Origin of the sequence: Variovorax sp. MSC1_012, from assembly GCF_023667525.1 — a bacterium.
GTDB lineage: Bacteria > Pseudomonadota > Gammaproteobacteria > Burkholderiales > Burkholderiaceae_C > Variovorax > Variovorax beijingensis_B.
On record NZ_CM174443.1, the window covers coordinates 3568975 to 3587174 of the forward strand.

The 18200-nt window shown below is 68.1% G+C and carries 12 protein-coding genes; 6 read left to right on the top strand and 6 right to left on the bottom strand.

Features of this window, described 5'->3' with window-relative positions; genetic code table 11:
• Positions 1 to 381 precede the first annotated feature (381 nt).
• The gene (priA, locus tag L1081_RS16840; protein ID WP_489416802.1) at positions 382 to 2496 is read left to right on the top strand and encodes a replication restart helicase PriA; all 2115 of its coding nucleotides are present in this window, start codon (positions 382 to 384) and stop codon (positions 2494 to 2496) included.
• Positions 2497 to 2533: 37 nt separating this feature from the next.
• On the opposite strand, the gene L1081_RS16845 is transcribed toward priA, so the two are convergent.
• Positions 2534 to 2743, bottom strand: coding sequence for a hypothetical protein (locus tag L1081_RS16845; protein ID WP_489413200.1), 210 nt, complete (start codon positions 2741 to 2743; stop codon positions 2534 to 2536).
• A gap of 251 nt (positions 2744 to 2994) precedes the next feature.
• Here L1081_RS16845 and L1081_RS16850 point away from each other — a divergent pair, with 251 nt between their 5' ends.
• Complete coding sequence (locus L1081_RS16850; protein ID WP_489413201.1) at positions 2995 to 3645, top strand: hypothetical protein; 651 nt, start codon at positions 2995 to 2997, stop codon at positions 3643 to 3645.
• Positions 3646 to 3651: 6 nt separating this feature from the next.
• Here the strand turns inward: L1081_RS16850 and L1081_RS16855 are convergent, their stop codons facing one another.
• Positions 3652 to 4665, bottom strand: coding sequence for an AEC family transporter (locus L1081_RS16855; RefSeq protein WP_489413202.1), 1014 nt, complete (start codon positions 4663 to 4665; stop codon positions 3652 to 3654).
• Between the two features lie 120 nt (positions 4666 to 4785).
• Here L1081_RS16855 and L1081_RS16860 point away from each other — a divergent pair, with 120 nt between their 5' ends.
• The 4 genes from L1081_RS16860 (at position 4786) to nadE (ending at position 9503) form a co-directional block, all read left to right on the top strand.
• A complete protein-coding gene (locus tag L1081_RS16860) occupies positions 4786 to 6891 on the top strand; it encodes a UvrD-helicase domain-containing protein (protein WP_489413203.1) in 2106 nt (701 codons plus the stop codon).
• The gene (locus L1081_RS16865) at positions 6888 to 7352 is read left to right on the top strand and encodes a hypothetical protein (RefSeq protein ID WP_489413204.1); all 465 of its coding nucleotides are present in this window, start codon (positions 6888 to 6890) and stop codon (positions 7350 to 7352) included. The genes L1081_RS16860 and L1081_RS16865 overlap by 4 nt, the downstream gene beginning before the upstream one ends.
• Positions 7349 to 8530, top strand: a complete 1182-nt coding sequence (locus L1081_RS16870) for a phospholipase A (RefSeq protein ID WP_489413205.1) — start codon at positions 7349 to 7351, stop codon at positions 8528 to 8530. The genes L1081_RS16865 and L1081_RS16870 overlap by 4 nt, the downstream gene beginning before the upstream one ends.
• A 124-nt stretch (positions 8531 to 8654) precedes the next feature.
• Entirely contained in the window at positions 8655 to 9503 is an 849-nt protein-coding gene (nadE, locus tag L1081_RS16875) for an NAD(+) synthase (protein WP_489413206.1), read from the top strand.
• A gap of 24 nt (positions 9504 to 9527) precedes the next feature.
• Here the strand turns inward: nadE and L1081_RS16880 are convergent, their stop codons facing one another.
• The 4 genes from L1081_RS16880 to L1081_RS16895 all read right to left on the bottom strand — a co-directional run bounded on the left by L1081_RS16880 (position 9528) and on the right by L1081_RS16895 (position 18103).
• On the bottom strand, positions 9528 to 11453 hold the full coding sequence (locus L1081_RS16880) for a PAS domain S-box protein (protein WP_489413207.1): 1926 nt from the start codon (positions 11451 to 11453) through the stop codon (positions 9528 to 9530).
• 148 nt (positions 11454 to 11601) lie between these two features.
• Positions 11602 to 14007: a diguanylate cyclase domain-containing protein gene (locus L1081_RS16885; protein ID WP_489413208.1), complete on the bottom strand. Its 2406-nt coding sequence runs from the start codon at positions 14005 to 14007 to the stop codon at positions 11602 to 11604.
• Positions 14008 to 14036: 29 nt separating this feature from the next.
• Positions 14037 to 17006, bottom strand: a complete 2970-nt coding sequence (locus L1081_RS16890; RefSeq protein WP_489413209.1) for an EAL domain-containing protein — start codon at positions 17004 to 17006, stop codon at positions 14037 to 14039.
• Positions 17003 to 18103, bottom strand: coding sequence for a TRAP transporter substrate-binding protein DctP (locus tag L1081_RS16895; RefSeq protein ID WP_489413210.1), 1101 nt, complete (start codon positions 18101 to 18103; stop codon positions 17003 to 17005). Before L1081_RS16895 ends, L1081_RS16890 begins: the two co-directional genes overlap by 4 nt.
• Positions 18104 to 18200: the final 97 nt, after the last annotated feature.

The following is an 18200-nucleotide window of genomic DNA, read 5'->3' on the forward strand; positions in this document are numbered from 1 at the left end:
CACCGACTTATGCACAAAACACGTGTTGCACTGCGCAAGATTATCTGTAGGCCTTCCTTCTTTGCTCCTAAACCAATAGCGACGCTAAGTTGTTGATTTATATAGAAATTGAACTTTGCTTTTTTTGAGGGCAATCCAGTCAGAGGCTTGATTTTCAAGGCTCGCCGGCGTGTCGAGCCCGGTTGTCAACAAAGTTATCCACAGAAACTCTGGATGGCTCCCAAAGCACTGAAAAATCAACGACTTAAGCGATCTTGTTCAAAGTCGCATTAACAAACCTTGCCAACAAGGACGCCCATTCCCACCGTCAGCCCCGCCTCCGAAACAGCAGCAGCGCCCGCGGCCGGTTCCGCCCCCGCGCCGGCGGGCGTGCCCGCCGCGATGGCCTGGCGGCTCGACATCGCGGTGCAGACGCCCGCGCATGCCGCGCTCGGCGACCTGCTGAGCTACGCCAGCCCCGCCCCCCTGGTGCCCGGCACGCTGGTGCGGGTGCCGCTGGGCCGGCGCGAGGTGCTGGGCGTGGTCTGGAACCCGCCGGTTTCGCTCGAAGATGCCGAGCCCGACATGGCCCTGAAGCCCGTGGGCGCCGCGCTGGACGCGCTGGCCCCGCTCGGGGAGGCCTGGCGCGACCTCGTGGCCTTTGCCGCGCGCTACTACCAGCGCTCGATCGGCGAAATCGCCCTGGCCGCCCTGCCGCCGCAGCTGCGCGACCTGAGCGGAACGCAGCTGGCGCGCCGGCTCAGGCGCAAGACAGCGGCGGGCCCCGTGGCCGAGACGGCCGAGGCCGCCCACCCGGTCGCCCTGAGCGGGGAGCAGACCGCCGCGCTGGCCCGCATCGAGGCCGGTGAGGCCGGCATCTTCCTCTTGGTCGGCAGCACCGGCAGCGGCAAGACCGAGGTCTACCTGCGCTGCGTGGCCGACCTGCTCGCGGCAGACCCCGGCGCACAGGCGCTGGTAATGGTGCCCGAGATCAACCTGACGCCGCAGCTCGAAGCCCGCTTCAAGGCGCGCTTCGGCGACGACGCGGTGGTGTCGCTGCACAGCGGCATGACCAACCCACAGCGGCTCGCGAGCTGGCTCGCGGCGCACAGCGGTGCCGCGCGCATCGTGCTGGGCACGCGCATGGCGGTGTTCGCCTCGATGCCGGGCCTGAAGCTCGTGGTGGTCGACGAGGAGCACGACCCCAGCTACAAGCAGCAGGAAGGCGCGCGGTATTCGGCGCGCGACCTCGCCGTCTGGCGCGGCCAGCGCGAGGGCGCGAAGGTCATCCTCGGCTCGGCCACGCCCTCGCTCGAAAGCTGGCACCAGAGCCGCCCCGCCGAGGGCGAGGACCCGGGCGGGCGCTATGTGCGGCTGGCCATGCCGTCGCGCATCGGCGCCGGCGAGCTGCCCACGGTGCGGCTGGTCGACATGAACCTGCAGCCGCCCAAGACCGTGATCTCGGGTGCGCTGCTCGACGCCATCGGCCAGCGCATCGCGCGCGGCGAGCAGAGCATGGTGTTCCTGAACCGCCGCGGCTATGCGCCGGTGCTGGCCTGCGCCGACTGCGGCTGGAAAAGCGAATGCCCGCACTGCAGCGCCTACCGCGTGTTCCACAAGATCGACCGCACGCTGCGCTGCCACCACTGCGGCTTCACCGAACGCGTGCCGCGCGCCTGTCCTTCCTGCGGCAACCCCGACATCGCGCCCGTGGGCCGCGGCACCGAGCGGCTCGAGGAGCACCTCGCGGAACTGTTCGCTGGGGTGACGCGCCCCAACGGCAGCGCGGTGCCCGGGCCCGTAAGGATTGCGCGCATCGACGCCGACAGCACCAAGAAGCAGGGCGCGCTCGAATCGCAGCTCGCGGCCGTGCATTCGGGCGAGGTCGACGTGCTGGTGGGCACGCAGATGATTGCCAAGGGGCACGACTTCCGCCGCATCACGCTGGTGGCGGCGGTGAACCCCGACGGCGCGTTGTTCTCCAGCGACTTCCGCGCGCCCGAGCGGCTGTTCAGCCTGCTGATGCAGTCGGCCGGCCGCGCGGGCCGCGACGCCGCCTACCTGGCGGCGCAGGGCACCACGGCCGAGATGTGGATCCAGACGCACCATGCGCAGCACCCGCTTTTCTCGGCGCTCCGAAGGCACGACTACACGGCCTTCGCGCGGCAGCAGCTCGAGGAACGCGCCGCCGCCGGCATGCCGCCCTTTGCCTTCCAGGCGCTGCTGCGCGCCGATGCGCGCACCCAGGAGGCCGCGCAGGCTTTCCTGAACGCGGCCAGCGCCGCCGCCGATGCGCTGGAAGGCGCCGACCGGGTGGTGCGCTATCCCGCGGTGCCGCTTGCGATCCAGCGCGTGGCCAACGTGGAACGTGCGCAGATGCTGATCGAAAGCCCCTCGCGCGCCGCCTTGCAGCGCTTGCTGGCGCAGTGGCAGCCGCTGCTGCACGCCCTCAGGCGCACGCCCGAAGGCAAGGGTGTGATCCGCTGGCTGGTCGACGTCGATCCGCACAGCATCTAGCAACTGCCTTCTGCCTCGCAGGCCCCGGCTGCGGCGGTCAGTGCAGGCCCGCGGGCTCCTTGCCGACGTCGACGTAGCGCAACTCGGTGCTGCGGCGCCGCGCGCTGCTGGCGGGCCATGCGAACACGACCAGGCTCAGGGCGCCCAGCGCGAGCGAGGTGCCGGTGCCGAGCATGCCGGCCTGCCAGGCCCAGCTCACGCCGGCAACCCAGGCGAGCCACAGCAGGATACGAATAAGTATTGCCATCGTGCTGCCCCATTCATACTTTGATTCGCAAACACTCTATCAGGCATTGTGCAAACTCAAGTATTCATCTGAAGTACTAGCAGTAGCTATGCCTTACGGCCGTTACGCCGCAGCGGAAATATTCTGAAAAAACCGTTGACTGCGCCCCCGCGCGCTGCGCAAGCTGTCGCTGTGCGAAGCCCGTTCCGGCTCCGCATCTCAAGCAAGCACGCTGGTCTGCGGGGTCGTCTGTCGTGAAACTGCCTTCATCTGTGGTTGCGGTTCTCCTGTTCGCATGCCTTGCATGCTCGGCGGCCGAACTCGACCTGCAGGGCAGCCGGCTCGTGGTGTCGGGCATGCTCGACGGCAGCGCCATCAAGACCTTCACCGAGCACCTGGGCAAGGGCACCGTGCGCACTGTGGTGTTCGAGGATTCCTTCGGCGGCACCGCCGAGGCGGCGGGTGCCTTTGCCGACGCCATCCGCGCGAGCGGCGTGGACACCGAGATCCGCGGCCAGTGCATGGCCGCCTGCGCCTATGCCTTCCTGGCCGGCAAGGCGCATCGCTTCGACGACGGCCTGCAGGTGAACGGCGTGCTGCTGCCGGTGGCGGCAAGGCCCACGGCGGCCGAGCTGGCGGTGCGCTGGCGCGGCGAGGAGGCTCACAAGACGCTGGCCGAATTCACGCCCATTGCGGCGGCCGCGCCCATCCAGGCCACGGAAACCCGCGCCGCCGGCACGCCCAGCGACAACGCCAGGGACAACTGGCAACCCGAGCACGGCGTGCTCTTCACGGCCAGCCCGACGCTCTTCGGCCGCATCTACAACGCCTTCTATTGCGACGGCACCCAGGGCCGCGACTTCTCCAAGTGCGAGCGCCTGCCCGATGCCGATCCGTTCAAGCTGGGCGTGCTGACGCCCTGAGGCCGCTCAGCGCAGCACGCCGACCGCGAACGGAAAGCTGAAGAAGGTCGCCACCGTCGTCCACAGGATGATGCGTGCGATGCGGCCGTTGTCGGCGCCGAAGCGCTCGGCCAGCATCGAGACGTTGCTGGCGCTGGGCAGCGCCGCCACCAGCACGATCACCATCAGCGCCTGGGACGAGAGCGGCAGGCCCAGGGCAATGGCCGCCTGCCCCACCGCCCACACCAGTACCGGATGCACGATCAGCTTGACGGCCACCACCGGCAGCACATCGGCCAGCGGCGCCTTCGCAGGCACCGCCGACTTCGTGCCCATGGCGGCCGCCACCGCCGCGCTGGCACCGTGCTCGCGCGCGAGCAGCGCCGAGCGCGCCAGCACCGCGCCGATGGTGAAGAGCGCCACCGGCGAAGCCGCATCGGCCAGCATGGCGATGGTGCGCTCCACCGGCCCCGGCAGGCGCCAGCGGGCCGCCGAGAGCAGCACGCCCAACAGGATCGACCACGGCATCGGATTGACCAGCACGCCGCGCAGCGCCTGGCGCGCCGCCAGCCGCGGGCCATGCTGCCCGCCGGCGCCGTCCAGGCGTGACAGCGCAATGCACAGCGAAGAAGTCACGACCAGGTCGAACGCGATGGTGATGATCATCGGCCCCGCGGCCTGCGCGCCCAGCAGCGCCACCAAGAGCGGCACGCCCATGAAGCCGGTGTTCGGGAAGGCCGCGACCAGCGCGCCGAAGGCGCCGTCGTTCCAGCCGATGCGCGCATTGCGGGTAAAGACCACCACGCCCGCCACCACCGCCAGCGCGCTCAGGCCCCAGACCAGTGCCACGCTGCCGTCGAGCAGTTGCCCGATCGGCGTGCCCGCGCCGAAGCGCAGCAGCATGCACGGCAGCGCGAAATACAGCACGAAGGTGTTGAGGCCCGGGATCGCGTCCAGCGGCAGGATCCGGACACGCGCGGCGCCATAGCCGGCCGCGATCAGCGCAAAGAAAGGAAAAGTTACGAGAAATACAGGCAGCACGGGCCGATTGTCGCCGCGTCCCGCATCGTGAACTCTGGCGGCCTTCCCGGAAGCATGCGCCCCGTATCATTGCGCGCTTTGCGCCTGCCGTTCCTTCGCGGCCTTCCGATCCCACTCCCCATGTCTTCCGGTCTCAATCTCGCGCAACAAGAAGCTGTCAATTACCTGCACGGCCCCTGCCTGGTGCTGGCGGGCGCGGGCTCGGGCAAGACGCGCGTCATCACGCACAAGATCGGGCGGCTGATCCAGGCCGGCCTGGAGCCCAAGCGCATCGCGGCCATCACCTTCACCAACAAGGCCGCGAGCGAAATGCGCGAGCGCGCCAAGGGGCTGATCGGGCGCGAGGCGAAGCACGTGGTGATCTGCACCTTCCACGCGCTGGGCGTGCGCATGATGCGCGAAGACGGCGCCGTGCTGGGCCTGAAGCCGGCCTTCAGCATCCTGGACAGCGACGACGTCACCAAGATCCTGAAGGACGCGGGCGGCACCACCGACACCGCCACCGCGCGCATCTGGCAGTGGACCATCAGCAAGTGGAAGAACATGGGCCTGAACGCCGCGCAGGCGGAAGCAGCTGCGGCGGACGACAACGAGCGCATCACCGCGCGCATCATGGCGCGCTACGAAGAGCGGCTCACGGCCTACCAGAGCGTCGATTTCGACGACCTGATCGGCATGCCGCTCAAGCTGCTGCGCGACTTCGACGAAGTGCGCACCAAGTGGCAGGCCGCGCTGGGCCACATCCTGGTGGACGAATACCAGGACACCAACGCCACGCAGTACGAAGTGCTGAAGGCGCTGGCCGGCGAGCGCGGGCGCTTCACCGCGGTGGGCGACGACGACCAGTCGATCTACGGCTGGCGCGGCGCCACGCTGGACAACCTGCGCAAGCTGCCGGTCGACTACCCGGCCCTGAAGGTCATCAAGCTCGAGCAGAACTACCGCTCCACCAGCGCGATCCTGCGCGCGGCCAACAACGTGATCGGCCCCAACCCCAAGCTGTTTCCGAAGACGCTGTTCTCCGAACTCGGCGAAGGCGAGCCGGTGCGCGTGGTCGATGCCGACTCCGAGGCGCACGAGGCCGAGCGCGCGGTGGCGCGCATCGTCAGCCTGCGCGCGGGCGACACCGCCATACAGGGCAAGCAATACAAGGAGTTCCGCGACTTCGCCATCCTCTACCGCGCCAACCACCAGGCGCGCGTGTTCGAGCAGGCGCTGCGCAAGGCGCAGATTCCCTACAAGGTGTCGGGCGGCCAGAGCTTCTTCGACCGCGCCGAGATCAAGGACCTGTGCGGCTGGTTCCGCCTGTGGGTCAACAACGACGACGACCCGGCGTTCCTGCGCGCCATCACCACGCCCAAGCGCGGCATCGGCCACACCACGCTCGCGAGCCTGGGCACCTTTGCGAGCCAGTACAAGCTGAGCCTGTTCGAGGCGCTGTTCAGCCCCTCGCTGCCCAGCGTGATGCCCAAGCGCACGCTCGAAGGCATCCATGAATTCGGCCGCTACATCAACGACCTCGAATACCGTGCGCGCCGCACCATGGGCGCTGAAGACTCGCGCACCTTCATGCTCGACTGGCTCAAGGAGATCGACTACGAGAAGCATCTCTACGACGGCGAGGACAGCGAACAGGCCGCGGCCGCGCGCTGGACCAACGTGATGGAATTCGTCGACTGGATGTCGCTGCGTGCCGGCGGCACCATCGACGATGCTTCGGGTGCCGACAGCAACATCGAGACCGAGCGCAAGAGCCTGCTCGAGGTGGCGCAGACCATCTCGCTGCTGTCGACCATCAGCGAGCGCGAGCAGGACCAGAACGTGGTCACGCTGTCCACGCTGCATGCCTCCAAGGGCCTCGAATGGCCGCACGTGATGCTGATCGGCGTGACCGAGGGCCTGCTGCCCTTCAAGCTCGAGGACGACAACGGCCGCCAGCTCCAGGTGAGCGACGACACGCTGCAGCGGCTGCAGGAAGAGCGCCGCCTGATGTACGTGGGCATCACACGCGCGCAGCGCAGCCTGGCGGTGAGCTGGACCAAGAAGCGCAAGCAGGGCCGCGAAATGGTGGCCTGCGTGCCGAGCCGCTTCATCGCCGAGATGGGGCTGGACAAGACCACCACCCGCGAAGACCCGCGCGAAAAGCTCAAGGCGCTGCGCGCCGAGTTCGCGCGCAAGGCGCAGGACAGCTCGGCCGCCAAGGCCGCGGCTGCGGCAGCGCCATGAAGAGGCTGCTGCCCGCCTTCCTTGCCGCGCTTCTTGCCGCCACGGGCTGTGCCACGACAACGCAGGGCGGCGGCGCCGGCTGCCCCGCCGATGCGCGCGAGCTGCCGCTGCAGTCGCTCTACGGCCGCTGGGAGGCGCGCTTCGACGGCGCCCCCGCCGTGGCCATCGTGCAGCTCGGCAGGCACCCCGACTACGCCGGCGTGCGCGGCACCATCACTCGCCCCGCCGCGGACGGCAGCGCCCGGCCCCAGGTGGCGCAACTCGCGGGCGACGTCGACGACGACGGCGCCCTCTCCATCGACGAATCGCTGGACGGCCGCGCGATCAGCGGCGTCTGGGCCGGCACACTGCAACCCGGCTCCTGCGGCCGGGAATTCAGGGGCACGTGGCGCAACGCCGCGGACGAAAGCACGCATCCGTTCGTGCTGAACAAAGAGGGGGGAATGCAAGGAAACCAATGACCCAACAACGAACACACGCCATCTTCTCCGTCTCCGGGCTGGCGGCCCTCGCGGCCTGCCTTGGCGGCGCCGCTGCCGCGCATGCGCAAGCCACGGACCAGCCGCGCAGCCCGCTGGCCGACGCGCAGCTGACGTGGCAGCAATGCGCCGCGCTCGGCAACAGCAACGAAGCGCGCCTGGCCTGCTTCGACCGCTGGGCGCAGCAGCAGACGCTGCCTTCGGTCTCGGTGCCCGTGGCGCCGCCGGTGCTGGCCAACACGCAGCCGGCGCCGCCCGTGGACGCCTCGATACCGGCCACGCGCGTGATTTCGGTCGACACCAACGAAGGCTGCCGCGACCGCCAGTACTCGGCGCTGTCGCGCTTCTGGGAGCTGGAGAACGGCACCGATTGCGGCACCTTCGGCTTCCGCGGCTACCGGCCGCTGAACGTGTCGGCCTCGGCCGCCACCAGCAAGCCCGACACGCCCACCTCGCCCTCGGAGGGCCATACCGGCACGCCCGTGGCCTACCAGGCCAACGAGATGCGCATCGGCCTGTCGGTGCGCACCAAGATCGCGCAGGGCCTGCTCACGCAGAACGAGCCGGCCAAGAAGGACTCGCTGTGGTTCGCGTACTCGCAGCAATCGACCTGGCAGCTGTTCAACGGCTCGATCTCGCGGCCGTTCCGCACCACCGACCACGAGCCCGAGCTGATGTATGTCTATCCGCTGGACTTCAACCTGCCCGGCGGCTGGCGCTGGCGCTATGCGGGCGTGGGCGTGGTGCACCAGTCGAACGGCCAGAGCCTGCCGTTGTCGCGCAGCTGGAACCGCGTCTACCTGATGGGCGGCGCCGAACTGGGCGACCGCTTCACCATCACCGGGCGCATCTGGCAGCGCATGTCGGAAGAAGCCGCGAAGGACGACAACCCCGACATCTCCAACTACATCGGCCGCGCCGAAATCACAGGCCGCTGGAACTTCAACCGCGACAACACCCTGGGCATCACGGTGCGCAACAACCTGCGCGAGAGCGGCCGCGGTTCGGTGCGGCTCGAATGGCTCAAGGCGATCGGCGATTCGACCAGGAGCAACCTGCGTTTCCACACGCAGCTGTTCCATGGCTACGGCGACACGCTGGTGGACTACAACCGCAAGCGCACCGTGCTCAGCATCGGCCTGAGCCTGGTGGACTTCTAGGCTCGCCCCCAGGCTTCGCGCACCTCGTGTCGCTTCTCCCTCCCCCGACCGGGGGCAACACCAGCGGCCCGGCAAGGCCGGTTCCGCGGTGTTTCACCGAAAGACTGCCAGCAAGGATAGCTTCATGGATCAGGACCTGACTCCCGTCGACGCCACGCAGCGCGAGATCATCGCGGCGCTGCATGTCGCGCCCGTTTTCGATGCCGCAGCGGAAATCGAGCGGCGCACCGCGTTTCTCGCGGACTACCTGCAGCGCACCGGCCTCAAGGCGCTGGTGCTCGGCATCAGCGGCGGCGTCGATTCGCTGACGGCCGGCTGCCTGGCGCAGCGCGCCGTCGAAAAGCTGCGCGCGCAAGGCTATGGAGCCACCTTCATCGCGATGCGCCTGCCGTACGGCGTGCAGAAGGACGAGGCCGAGGCGCAGGCCTCGCTCGCGGTGATCAGGCCGGACCGCATCCTCACCGTCGACATCCGCCCGGCGGCCGACAGCATGCTCGCGGCGCTGAAGACCGGCGACCTGGCCTTTCGCGACGCGGCGCACGAAGACTTCGTGCTCGGCAACATCAAGGCGCGCCAGCGCATGATCGCGCAGTTCGCGGTGGCCGGCGCGCACGAGGGCATCGTCATCGGCACCGACCATGCCGCCGAGGCGCTGATGGGTTTCTTCACCAAGTTCGGTGACGGCGCGGCCGACGTGACGCCGCTCACCGGCCTCAACAAGCGCCGCGTGCGCGCCCTCGCGCAGCGGCTGGGCGCACCCGACGAGCTGGTGTTCAAGGTGCCGACGGCCGACCTCGAATCGCTGGTGCCGGGCAAGCCCGACGAAGACGCCTTTGGCGTCAGCTACGAGCAGATCGACGATTTCCTCGAAGGCAAGCCGGTGGCCGCCGCGGCGCGCGAAATCATTCTTGCCACGCATCGCAAGAGCGCCCACAAGCGCGCGCTGCCGGTGGAGCCGCCGCACCCGGCCTAGCTTTCCAGCCCGGCTCCACGGGCTCTACGCAGCCTTGAAACGGGGCGGCTCCAGCAGGCGTTCGAGCAGCGCCGAGAGCTTGTCGACATCGACCGGCTTCGTGAGGTGGGCCCGGAAGCCCGCCTCGAGGCTGGCTTCCCTGTCGCTGGCCTGCCCGTAGCCGGTGACGGCAATCAGCGGCGGCGGGTTGATCATCTCGGAGTGCAGGCGCCGGGCGACTTCATGGCCGCTCAGGTCGGGCAGGCCGATGTCCAGCAGCACCACATCCGGGTCTTGCGCCCTCACTGCCTCGATGGCGGCCAATCCGCCATGCGCGACGCTGGACTTGTAGCCCAGCGCTTCCAGCAGCATTGCCATGGTCTCGGCCGCATCCACGTTGTCGTCCACCACCAGCACGCGCTGCTCGCCAACTGGCCGCGGCTGCGCCTCGAGCATGGAGACCGGCGCCTGCGTGGTCGGGAACTGCACCACGAATTCGCTGCCCTCGCCCGGCCTGCCGGTGCTGAACGCGCTGACGCGTCCTCCATGCAGCGTCGTCAGCTGCTGCACCAGGCTGAGCCCCAGGCCCAGCCCGCCTTGCGTCCTGGCCATGTTCTGCTCGCCCTGCACGAACAGATCGAAGATCCGCTGCAGGTCCTGCGGCGGTATGCCGGGCCCGTCGTCGCGCACGCTGATGTCCGCATCCGCTGCGCTTCGCGAGAGCGACACGTGGATGTTGCCGCCGTTCCCGGTGAACTTGGCGGCGTTGTGGAGCAGGTTGCTCACGATCTGGATGACGCGCGCGCTGTCTCCGGCGATCCAGGGGTCCGCGTCCTGCGCCTGCAGGTGCAGGGTCTGCGACTTGCCGTCGATCAGCGGGCGCACCGCCTCGATGGCCTCGGCGATGGCGTCGCGCAGGCGAACCGGCTTGTTCTCGAGCTGGATCTTGCCGCTGCTGATGCGGCCCACGTCGAGCAGGTCGTCCACCAGCCGGGTCATCTGGCGCAGCTGCCGGCCGATGATGTCGCGGGTGTGCACGACCGCGGCCGACTCCGTCTTTTCCCGCTTGAGGAGCTCGAGCGCATTCGAGATCGGCGCCAGCGGATTGCGCAGTTCGTGCCCGAGCATCGCAAGGAAGTTCGTCACGCGGCGCCCTTCGTCCTCGAGCGCGGTCACGCGACGGCGCTCCGTGAGGTCGCGCGTGACCTTGGCAAAGCCGCGGTGCCTGCCGGTGGCGTCGTGCAGCGCGGTGATCACCACGCTGGCCCAGAACCGGCTGCCGTCCTTGCGGATGCGCCAGCCCTCGTCCTCGAAGCGCCCGTCGCGCAGCGCGTTGCGCAGTTCCTGCTCGGGCCAGCCGCTGGCGGCGACCTCCGGCGGATAGAACCGGGAGAAGTGCTGCCCGATGATCTCCGAGGCCTCGTAGCCCTTGTTCTTCTGCGCGCCGAGATTCCAGCTCACGATGTGGCCGCCCGGGTCGAGCATGAAGATCGCATAGTCCTTCACGCCCTCGACCAGCAGCCGGAAGCGCTCCTCGCTCATGCGCAGCATCTCGTCCTGGCGGCGGTTCTCGCTGCGGTCCCTGGTGATCAGCGAGAAGCCGCGGACTTCTCCGCCCGCGCCGGTGATCCGCGTGATGACCACGCTGGCCCAGAAGCGCGTGCCGTCGCTGCGCAGGCGCCAGCCTTCCTCCTCCAGGCGGCCATCCCGGCGTGCCGTTTCGAGTGCCTGCTCCGGCCGGTTCTGCTCCAGCAGTTCGGTCGGATAGAAAAGCGAGAAGTGCCGGCCCAGGACTTCGGGGGCGTCGTATCCCTCGAGCTTGCGGGCGCCCTCGTTCCAGCTGATGACGATGCCGCCAGGATCGAGGACGATGATCGCGTAGTCGGTGACCGAATCGACCATCAGCCTGAAATCGGCGTCGGTCAGAGTGCGTTGATTCAGGGGTGCACTCCCAGCGCCGTGATCTGCCATTGCTCTTTTTCCCTTCAGTGGCCGCGCGATCGATGCCACGGCGTGCGGTGTCCGCCGTAAAACGGTGGTGCCAATTTAGGCCAGCAACGGTTACTTTTCGCGTAGGACAAGGTCCAGATTGCGCACCGCAGGCGCGGTCCGGCGAGCCTCAGGCGCTGGAAGGCTCTTCGCGCGGCCACGACGCGCCGCCGGGCTTGCCGGACCCGGGCGCCGCCATCATGAAGCGGTTCTTTCCCTCTTTCTTGGCTGCATAGAGCGCGGTGTCGGCGCGCACGAACAAGGACGGGAAATCCTCGTCGTCCTCCGAGATCGCGACGCCGATGCTGGTGGTGGCCTGCAGCGTGCGGCCGGGCAGATGGAAAGCCGGCCGCATGGCGGCCAGCACCTTGCCGGCCACCACCTGCGCCTCTGCGGCGCCGCTGGCGCCTTCGAGCAGGATCACGAACTCGTCGCCCGCGTAGCGCGCCGCCATGTCGGTTTCGCGCACGCTCTCCTTGAGCCGACGGCCGAATTCCCGCAGCACCGCATCGCCCGCCGCATGGCCCAGCGAATCGTTGATCGACTTGAAGTAGTCGATGTCCAGGAACAGCAGGCAGACCGGCAGGCCGGCGCGCCGGGACCTGGCCATGGCGTCGCGCGCGTGCTCCTCGAACGAGCGGCGATTGGGCAGGCCGGTGAGCGCGTCCTCGCGCGCGAGGGCGTCCAGCTTCATCTGCTTCTGCTTGAGCTCGGTGACGTCGTTCGACAGGATGTACAGCCCGGTGACCGCACCTTGCGCATTGCGCTGGGGCAGATAGGTGGTCTGCAAGGTCCGCTCGCCGATCAGCAGGCTGGCGGTCTGCTCGAAGGACACCACCTCGCCCGCGAATGCCCGCGCCAGCAGCGGCTTGCGGATTTCATAGTGCGCCTCGCCGATGGCCTCGTGGATGGGGCGGTTCGCCATCGCGTCCGGCGAGACGCCGAGCCAGGCCTGGTATTTGCCGTTGCAGAAGACCACGCGCTCCTCGAGATCGAGCTCGGCAAGAAGCGCCGGCACGTTGTCGGTCAGCCCGCGCAGGCGCCGCTCGCTTTCGGCGCTGTGCATCTCGGCCTGCTTGCGCTTGCTCACGTCGAAGGTCATCACGTAGTAGCCGGCCAATACGCCGTCGTCGCGGATGTCAGGCGCCAGGTGGCATTCGAAGAAGCCCAGCTTGCCGTTGCGCTCGTAGGTGCCTTCGGTGCGTGTCGGCGTTCCCGCAAGCACCTTGGTGATGCCCGGCACGAGCTGCTGGTAGACGTGGTCGGGCAGCGACTCCTGCATGGTCATGCGCCCGATGTCGGCCATGGTCCTGCCGCGCATGCCGAGCCCGGCCTTGTTCGCGAAAAGGCAGCGCTGGCTGCTGTCGAAGTAGGCAACCACGGCCGGCAGGTTGTCGGTCACGTCGCGCAGGAATCTTTCGCTGGCGGCCAGCTTCTCGTTGGCGGCCTGCCGCTCCGTCATCAGAAGGTCGAAGGTTCGGGAGAGATCACCGACCTCGTCGTCCGGCGGCGCCTCCTGCATCGGCGCATAGGCGGTGGCGGCGCGCGATACCTGCATGTGCTCGCGCAGGCGCGACAGCGGCGCGAGCTGCGCCCGCGCGGTCATGAAGGCCAGCCCCCCGGCCAGCAGCGTCAGCAGCAGCGCGCCGGCCCAGGCGTAGCGCTCGATCCGGTCGATCCGGGCAAAGGCCTCGTCCCGCGGATACATCGCGCCCAGCACCCAGTTGGTCTGGCCGATCCGCTTGAAGGCGTAGAGGCCGTGGACGCCCGTGGGATCGACGGCTTCCATCGTGCCCTCGAAGCCGGCGATGGCGCGCTCGGTGGCCAGGTTGCGGGCCCCGCCGGCATCCGCGCGCTGGAGCAGCCGGGACCTGTCGGGATGGTCGATCACGATGCCGTCCGTGTCCGTAATGAACATGTACCCGCTCTTGCCGAACTTCACGTTGGCAAGCTCGCCCAGGAAGTTCTGTTCCTTGAGGTTGACGAAGGCGGAAATGACATACGCGACGTTGCCGCCGCGATCGAGCACGGGCTCGGTCAGGGCGATCTGCGCCAGACCGCTCACGCGGTTGCGGAAGGGCTTGGAGATGACGCCCGCGCGGGCGGCGACCGTGCGCTGGAAGTACTCGCGGTCCTTGATGTTGACCTTGCCGATCGGCTGCGTGCCGTTGAGGTTGGCCACCAGTTCGCCGTCCATGCCGGTGAAGGCCACGTTGTCGAACGCCTCCCTCAGCGACTGGTGCTGCATGACCAGTTCCTGCAGTCCCTCGGGGCCGGCCAGGTTGCGGCTCTCGACACCGTCGCCGAAGGTCTTGAGCAGGGTGCGCCGGCTCAGGAACTTCTGGTCCACGGCGCCGGCAATGGCCGATATTCGTTCGAATTCCTCGCTCGCAATGGCCGCCTCCATGCTGCGCTTGAGGAAATGGAGCGCAGCGGCGGTGACTCCCATCGCCGTCAGGAAGACGATTGCCAGCACGCCGGCGGACAGGCGGGCGCGCAGGCTCAGGCGGGGGACGGCGGGGAGTGGAAGGCGCATCGCAGTGGCCTGGTGAGCGCGGCGCGGGTTCAGTTCGCCATCTCGACATCCAGCTGGGCGTCGAACTGTTCGAGCGGCACCGGCCTGCTGAACAGGTAGCCCTGGCACAGCATGGCGCCGTGCGCCTGGAGGAATTCGTACTGCTGCTGCGTTTCGACACCTTCCGCCACGATCTCGAGATCGAGGTTGCGGGCCATGCCGATGATGGCTTGGATGATCAGCTCGACCTTCGGATCGATGCCGATGTTCTGCACGAAGAACTTGTCGACCTTGATCTGGTTCAGCGGCAGCTGGGTCATGTAGGAGAGCGACGAGAAGCCGGTGCCGAAGTCGTCCATGGAGAAGCGCACGCCCAGCGTCGCGAGCGCCTGCATCTTGCTGATCGTTTCGCTCACCTTGTCCTGCAGCAGGCTTTCCGTGAGCTCGAGCTCCAGCCGCGTCGGGTCGGCACCGGTGCGCCGGAGCACGTCGCGCACGCGGTCCACGAAATCGTCGGTGCGGAACTGGCGCGCGCTGACGTTGACCGCCAGCCGCAGGTGCCGGCGCCTCGCATCGTGGCTCCAGCGCTCGAGCTGGATGCAGGCCGTCTCCAGCACCCACATGCCGATCGGCACGATCAGCCCGGTTTCCTCCGCCAGCTCGATGAAGCCACCGGGCTGCACCATGCCCCGCACCGGATGCTGCCAGCGGATCAACACCTCGGCCGCCACGATGCGGCCTTCCGAGGCCACCTGGGACTGGTAGTGCAGCACGAACTGCTCGCCCGCCAGCGCCGCGTGGAGCTCGCTCTCCAGAGTTGCGCGGGCCGTGATGGCGGTCTGCATCGAGGCCTCGAAGAAGCGCAGCGCGTTGCCGCCCGCGGACTTGGCGTAGTACATGGCGATGTCCGCCTGCTTCAGCAGATCCTCCAGCGACTGCTGCGTGGCGCTGAACACCACGGCGCCGATGCTGCCGGTGCTGTGGTACTGGTGGTCCGCGAGCTGGAAAGTCCCGTTCAGCGCCGCGAGGATGGCCTCGCCGGCGGCATTGGCCTGCATCGCGGCAACGCCGGCGTCGTCGCTGAGGTTGTCCAGCAGCACCACGAATTCGTCGCCTCCGAGCCGCGCGACCGTGCCGCCCTCCTTCAGGCTGTCCTGCAGCCGCAGGGCCACCTGCTTGAGCAGCTCGTCGCCCGTGGCGTTGCCGAGTGCATCGTTGAGCGTCTTGAAAGCGTCCAGGTCCAGGAACAGCAGTGCACCGTGGCGCGAGCGGCGCACGTTCGAATCGATGGTGGCCTGCAGGCGGTGCAGCAGCAGCCGGCGGTTGGGCAGGCCCGTGAGGATGTCGTAGAAGGCCAGGTGCTCGATCTCGCGGGCGGCCAGCTTGCTCTCGGTGATGTCGCGCAGGATGACGATGAAACGCGCGGCGGCGCCTTCGCCGATGACCTTGCGGGAGACCGAAATCTCGAACCACGTGACGCCACGGGCCGTCCGGATCTCGAACTGCCGGCCGGTGGAAAAGCCGGTTTCGAAGGCATCGCGCAGCGCCACCATCACCTCGGCCGCGGCATTCGCCGGCAGCAGGTCCGACATCAGCTTGCCCACCGGCTCGCGCACCTTGAACGCGGGCCTGGGGCGGCGCGGCGAATGGAAGCTGTAGCAGCGGCCGTCGATGCCGGCGTCCATCAGCACGTCGGGCAAAGCATCCAGCGTGGCCTGCAGCTGCGCCTTGCCTTCGAGGATGTCGGCAACGTGGCGCTTCTTCTCGGTCACGTCGCGGTAGACGCAGACCAGGCCGCCGTCCGGCGTGGGGCTGTTCACCGCGACGATCACCTGGCCGTTCAGCAGCGTGAGCTCCTGTTCGTTCTGCGTCAGCAGGTGGCGCGCGTTCTGCTCCACGATCTGCTGGAACGGCACCAGCGGCGCGAGCAGCGGCTGCGTCCAGGGAAAGAAATCGACGAAGCGGCGGTTCCAGGTGACGACGCGGTCATTGGGATCGAGCAGCACGAAGCCGTCCACCATGGATTCGAGCGCCTGGTCCAGCGTGGCCTTGGAGCGCAGCAGCTCCGCGCGCGCGTGCCACTGCCGCCGCAGCTGCGCGAGGGCGAAGTAAGTGACGGCCAGGATCATCAGCGCGAAGGCCAGGGCCGCGGCCGCAATGACATTGCGGTCCCTGCGCCAATCCGCGAGGGCGGACTCGAGCGGAATGCTCGCGACGATCAGCAGGCTCCGGTGCAGCGTGGGCCGGGCAACGACGATGGCCGGAGCGCCACTGAGCCGGGAATGCATGTGCCGGGGACGCCCGTCCGCCTGGTCCGTCAACGCGGGGCTGATGGTGCGCCCCGCAAGATCGTCGCGCGGCGGCATGCTGGCCAGCAGCAGCCCGCCCTCGCGCTCCAGCGTGACCTCGAGCCCCCTGATGTTGGCCCCTTGCGCAAGGATCGTGGTGAGCATCGAGACCTGCACTTCGGCCACCGCGACCAGCTTGCCGCCGTCCGCGAGCGTGAGGACGCGCGCGAGATACAGCACCTGCTGGGAAGTCACAGGGCTGATCGACGGCGTGCTGATCGACATCACGGATCCTGGATGGGCCAGAACTTCCTTCAGGAATCCGTCGGGCAGCTGTACCGCCAGCTTGGCTCCCCGCCGGTCGGAAGACCCGATCACCTGGCCCTCGGGGGTCAGGAAGGCGACGTACCGCGCCAGCAGGCTCTGGCGAACGCTGGTTTCGATCAGTTGCGCGGTCTCGGCTTGCGCGATGTCGCCTGCGATGCTGGCTTCGCTGGATCTGCGCAGGAACTGCCCGAGGCCCGCCAGCAGCGTATTCGCCCCGAGCAGGCTGCGGTTGAGAGCAGCCTCCGAGGTGCCGATGAAGCGCACGGCCTGGGCCTCGCTGTCGGCCATCTCCTTCTGGTACATCTGCCATGCCATCAAGCCGGCGATCGCGAGCACGGCCGCGAGAAACAGCGCCGCAACGCCATAGACGAAGCCGGTGATACGGCTGGGCAACGGCTTGGTCACTGCCCGACAGGAGCCTTGATGCCGGAGATGGGACCGATGGTCTGGTCCCAGACCTCAGCGCACACGGCCCCGCACCGCTGCACCCAGCGGGTCAGTACGCTGGTGGCAAAAATCTCGCGCCTGCGCCGTTCGTCATCCGCGGAAGGGCGCGCCTCGACCATCGCGCCCTTGGTGCCCTTCATGCAGCTTGCAGCGCCCGTGTTGCATGCAATGCCGTTGCCGGTGTCGCGCTCCGATTCGTTCCAGACCGCGGCCTCGAGTTTCGGCAGCTCGGTCTTCAGCAAGGCCTTCAGGTCCGCGGGGAGTGCATTCCAGGCATCCGTGTTGGCGCCGAAGACAGCCAGGCCCCAGCTGATGGGCATGGTGTAGAGCGAATTCGTCACCTTGTGCAGGCCCAGCGTGTTGCCGGACATCGCGCCGGTGATGGCGCATTCGGTGTTCTCCGAATTCATGTTGGCCATGAGCTCCGCAAATTCGGTGAAGACGGGCACGCCGTTGAGCGCGCGGATGAAGTCGGCCTGGCTGCTGCCCGAGACGCGGACGCGCCGTCCCGCCAGGTCCGAAAGCCGCGTCACGGCCCGCTTGCAGAAGATCACCTGGGCGGGGTAGACATACACCGCAAGAAGCTCGACGCCATGGCGTTCGCGCAGCGTCTTCTCGAGGTAGGGCCGAAAGGCTGCGACCACCCGCCGCATCGTGGGCATGTCGGGGTTCAGTCCGGCGATGTCGGGCGTGCCGAGTTCGGGGTATTCGTTGCTGACCTGACTGAGCAACGCGGTGCCGAACGGAATGACGCCCAGCCGCATGAGATTGAGCATTTCCTGCCCCGGAACGCCGGCCTGGTTGAACGGAACGATGCTCGCGCCGTACTTCCCGCCACTCAGGCGGCGCAGGTCCTGGCTCCAGAAGCGCTCTTCATGCAGCGTGTACTGGCTCACGCTCGCCAGCCCGCCCACGATCCGCAGCCCCTGCGCAGACGCCGGCTGCTGAGCCTTGCTGTTCGTTGCAGCGAAAGCAAGAAAAAGAACGGCAACATGCGTCCAGAGCACGCGTCGCCAAGCGGAAGAAACTTCGCCGGACCTCATGGCCCGGATCATGATGCCGAATTGGGCCTTAAGTCACAAATTTTTTACAAAAACGCCGTTTCTGGCGCCCGCCGGCCGGAATCGCCAAGGCACGTTGCGTACAGGGCAC